Annotated in this window: 1 tRNA gene and 1 pseudogene; one reads left to right on the top strand and one right to left on the bottom strand. The window is 61.9% G+C overall.

The annotated features are described in order from the left end of the window. Positions 1-129: 129 nt before the first annotated feature. Positions 130-216 (bottom strand) — tRNA-Leu (locus VA599_RS02490). A 73-nt stretch (positions 217-289) separates the two neighbouring features. Here VA599_RS02490 and rnr point away from each other — a divergent pair. Then, positions 290-2,761: pseudogene (gene rnr / locus VA599_RS02485) on the top strand (ribonuclease R); the annotation flags it as partial. Positions 2,762-3,464: the final 703 nt, after the last annotated feature.

Genomic DNA, 3,464 nt, shown 5'->3' with positions numbered 1-3,464 from the left:
AGAGAAGACTCGAACTTCCACACCCTTGCGGGCGCTAGGACCTGAACCTAGTGCGTCTACCAATTCCGCCACCTGGGCCAACCAGATTTTCATAATGCCAGCTTAGCGACGGGCTTACAATAGTAAGATTGGTGCCCAAGAGAAGACTCGAACTTCCACACCCTTGCGGGCGCTAGGACCTGAACCTAGTGCGTCTACCAATTCCGCCACCTGGGCGTCGCTTTGCGGTATCATTCTGTTGCATCGCTGCAACGAGAAGCGAATTATAGACATAATTCTGAGGGTGTCAATGGCTCAAACCTCAAAAAAGCAAAAAAGTCCTTCCCTCCGCGAACAGGATCCGTTCCTCGAGAGGGAAAAACTCAAATATTCCAATCCCTTGCCCAGTCGCGAGTTCATCATGCAGATTCTCGCCGAGCAGGGGGTGCCGTTATTCCCGGATGAATTGGGCGGCATGCTGTCGATTCACGGCGACGAATCATCCTTCTTTGAACGCCGTCTGCGCGCGATGGAGCGCGATGGCGAGATCATCATTAACCGCAAAGGCGCGGTTTGCGTCGCCCAGAAACTCGATCTGATTCGCTGCAAGGTTTCCGGCCATCGGGATGGTTTCGGCTTCGCCATGCCCGACGAGGGCGAAGGCAAGGGCAGCGACATCTTCCTGCCCGAGCGCGAAATGAAGAAGGTGATGCACGGCGACCGCGTGATGGTGCGTCCGTCCGGCGTGGACCGCCGCGGCCGGCAGGAGGGGCGGATCGTCGAAGTGCTGGAACACGCGGTGACCAAGCTGGTCGGCCGCATCCAGCATGAGCGCGGCGTGTGGGTGGTGCGGCCGGAAGACCGCCGCATCAACCACGACATCCTGATCGAACCGGGCGGCGACGCCGGCGCCAAGGATGGCCAGGTGGTGATGGTGGACATTCTGCAGCAGCCGGACGCCCGTCATCAGCCGGTCGGCAAGGTGGCCGAGGTGCTGGGGAACTACGCCGATCCGGGAATGGAAATCGAGATCGCGCTGCGCAAGCACGCGCTGCCGCACCGTTTTCCGGATGACGCGCTGGCTCAGGCCAAGGAAACGCCGAAGAAGGTGCGCAAGAAAGACTGGACCAAGGACCGTGTGGATCTGCGCGAACTGCCGCTGGTGACGATAGACGGAGAAACCGCGCGCGATTTCGACGACGCGGTATATGCCGAGAAGCAGGGCAAGGGCTACCGCCTGGTGGTGGCGATCGCCGACGTCAGCTTCTATGTGCAGCCGGGCGACGCGCTGGACAAAGAGGCGCTGGATCGCGGCACTTCGGTCTATTTCCCGCGCCGGGTGATCCCGATGCTGCCGGAGGCGCTGTCCAACGGCATCTGCTCGCTGAATCCAGACGTCGAGCGCATGTGCATGGTCTGCGACATGCAGATCAACGCCAAAGGCGAGGTCAAGAAGTACAAGTTCTATCCGGCGGTAATGCAGTCCAAGGCCCGCCTCACCTACAACCAGGTGTGGGATTGGCTGCAGAACGGCACTGACCATGCCATGTTGCCGCATGTGAAGGATCTGTACGCGCTGTTCAAGATCCTGCTGGCCGCCCGCTCCAAACGCGGTGCCATCGAGTTCGACTCGGTGGAAACGCAGATGATTTTCAATGACCAGGGCAAGATCGAGCGCATCGTGCCCATCGTGCGCAACGACGCGCATCGCTTGATCGAAGAGTGCATGCTGGCGGCCAACGTCTGTTCCGCCGATTTCCTGCAGAAGAACGGCCACAAGGCGCTGTACCGCGTCCATGAGGGGCCGACTGAGGAAAAACTGGAAAACCTGCGCACCTATCTGCGGCTGGTCGGTCTTGTTCTGGGCGGCGGCGACAAGCCCTCCGCCAAGGATTACGGCAAGCTGGCCGAGCAGATCCACGGTCGCCCGGACGCGCCGGTGCTGCAGACCATGTTGCTGCGTTCGATGCAGCAGGCGGTCTACACCCCGGACAACCACGGCCACTTCGGCTTGGCTTACGAAGCCTATACCCATTTCACCTCGCCTATCCGCCGCTATCCGGATCTGCTGGTCCATCGGGCGATCAAGGCGGTGTTGAAGGGCGGCAAGTACAAGCCGGGCAAGTGGGCGCAGCTCGGCGTGCACTGTTCGATGACCGAGCGGCGCGCCGACGACGCCAGCCGGGACGTCGAGTCCTGGCTCAAAACCTACTATATGCGCGACAAGGTCGGCGAGATATTCCAGGGCAAGATCAGCGCGGTCACCAGCTTCGGCGTATTCGTGTTGCTGGACGATGTGTATGTGGAAGGACTAGTGCACATCTCCGAACTGGGCAAGGACTACTTCCATTTCAAGAAGGATGTGCAAGCCATCGTCGGCGAGAAGAGCGGCGTTCAGTACCGGCTTGGCGATGTGCTGACCGTCAAGGTGATGGGCGCCAATCTGGAAAGCTCGCAGGTGGATTTCGCGCTGATCAAGGACTCTCCCGCGGCGCAAGAAGCGGCCGAGGGCGCTGTCGAGAAGCGGGGGCCCACCCGCTCCAGCCGCCGCCGTCGCGGTGGAAAAGTCGAAGGAAGCGCAGGGGCGCATGCTGCGGCAGCGGCGCCGGCGAGTAGCGAGCAGCCTGAATCGAAACCAGTCGGTTTGCCGCGGGCTCCGGCGGGACGCAGGCGTTCCTCCCAGCCAGCCGGAGAGGGGAGGGCTGCCCCTGTGCCGGGGGTAGGCCAGGCAGCCAAGCCTGCGGAAGGCAAGGCACCAGCTTCAAAGGTCGAGAGCGCGGCGCCTGAGGCGAGCATCCCTGCAGCCAAGCCGGCGGGCCTGCCAGCCGCGCCGAAAGGGCGAACCCGCTCGGTCAAGCCGGCTGTCGGCGAGGCCGGGAAGACGTCAACTCCCGTGGCCCGGCAGACCGCCAAGCCGGCGGAGGGCCAGGCACCGGCAACAAAAGCCGAAGGAGTGGCCTCCAAGCCCGCAAACGCGCCGGCCGCGCCGAAGGGGCGAGTCCGTTCCGCCAAGCCTGCCGAAGAAAAGCCGGCTGGCGCTTCGGCTCCAAAGGCTTCTCCGGCGGCAGCCAAGCCGCCGGCCCGTCGTCAGGCGGCGAAGGGCAGCCAGGATGCTCCGCCGGCGGCCGCGCCGACTCAAGATCCATCTCAAACGCAGCCGGCGGCGCGCAAGCGCGGCAGCAGCAGGAGCAACGCCAAGAAGCGTGCTGGCGAGGAGTGACCAGCTGTTATCTATATTAATAGGTATAAGCAAACCGGCTCGAATTCATGATTCGAGCCGGTTTTGTTTGGCGGCGACAGCTCTGGAATGTTGCTCAGGGAGAGGCGTTTTGCGTTTTCATGAAAATCCTTCCCGGCCTCTTTTCTTGCAAATCAACGTCTTGCGCGTACTGGTCGAAGAAAGTTCATTTTTTCTCGCAAAAGGTGTTGACGGGTCAGGGGTCCGGGCGTATAGTTCGCCTCCTCAGCTGACGCAGCGAACGAAA

This window comes from Chromobacterium indicum, from assembly GCF_039708975.1.
GTDB lineage: Bacteria > Pseudomonadota > Gammaproteobacteria > Burkholderiales > Chromobacteriaceae > Chromobacterium > Chromobacterium piscinae.
The sequence above is the reverse complement of the archived record's forward strand: the minus strand, read 5'-3'. Positions and strand labels throughout refer to the sequence as shown.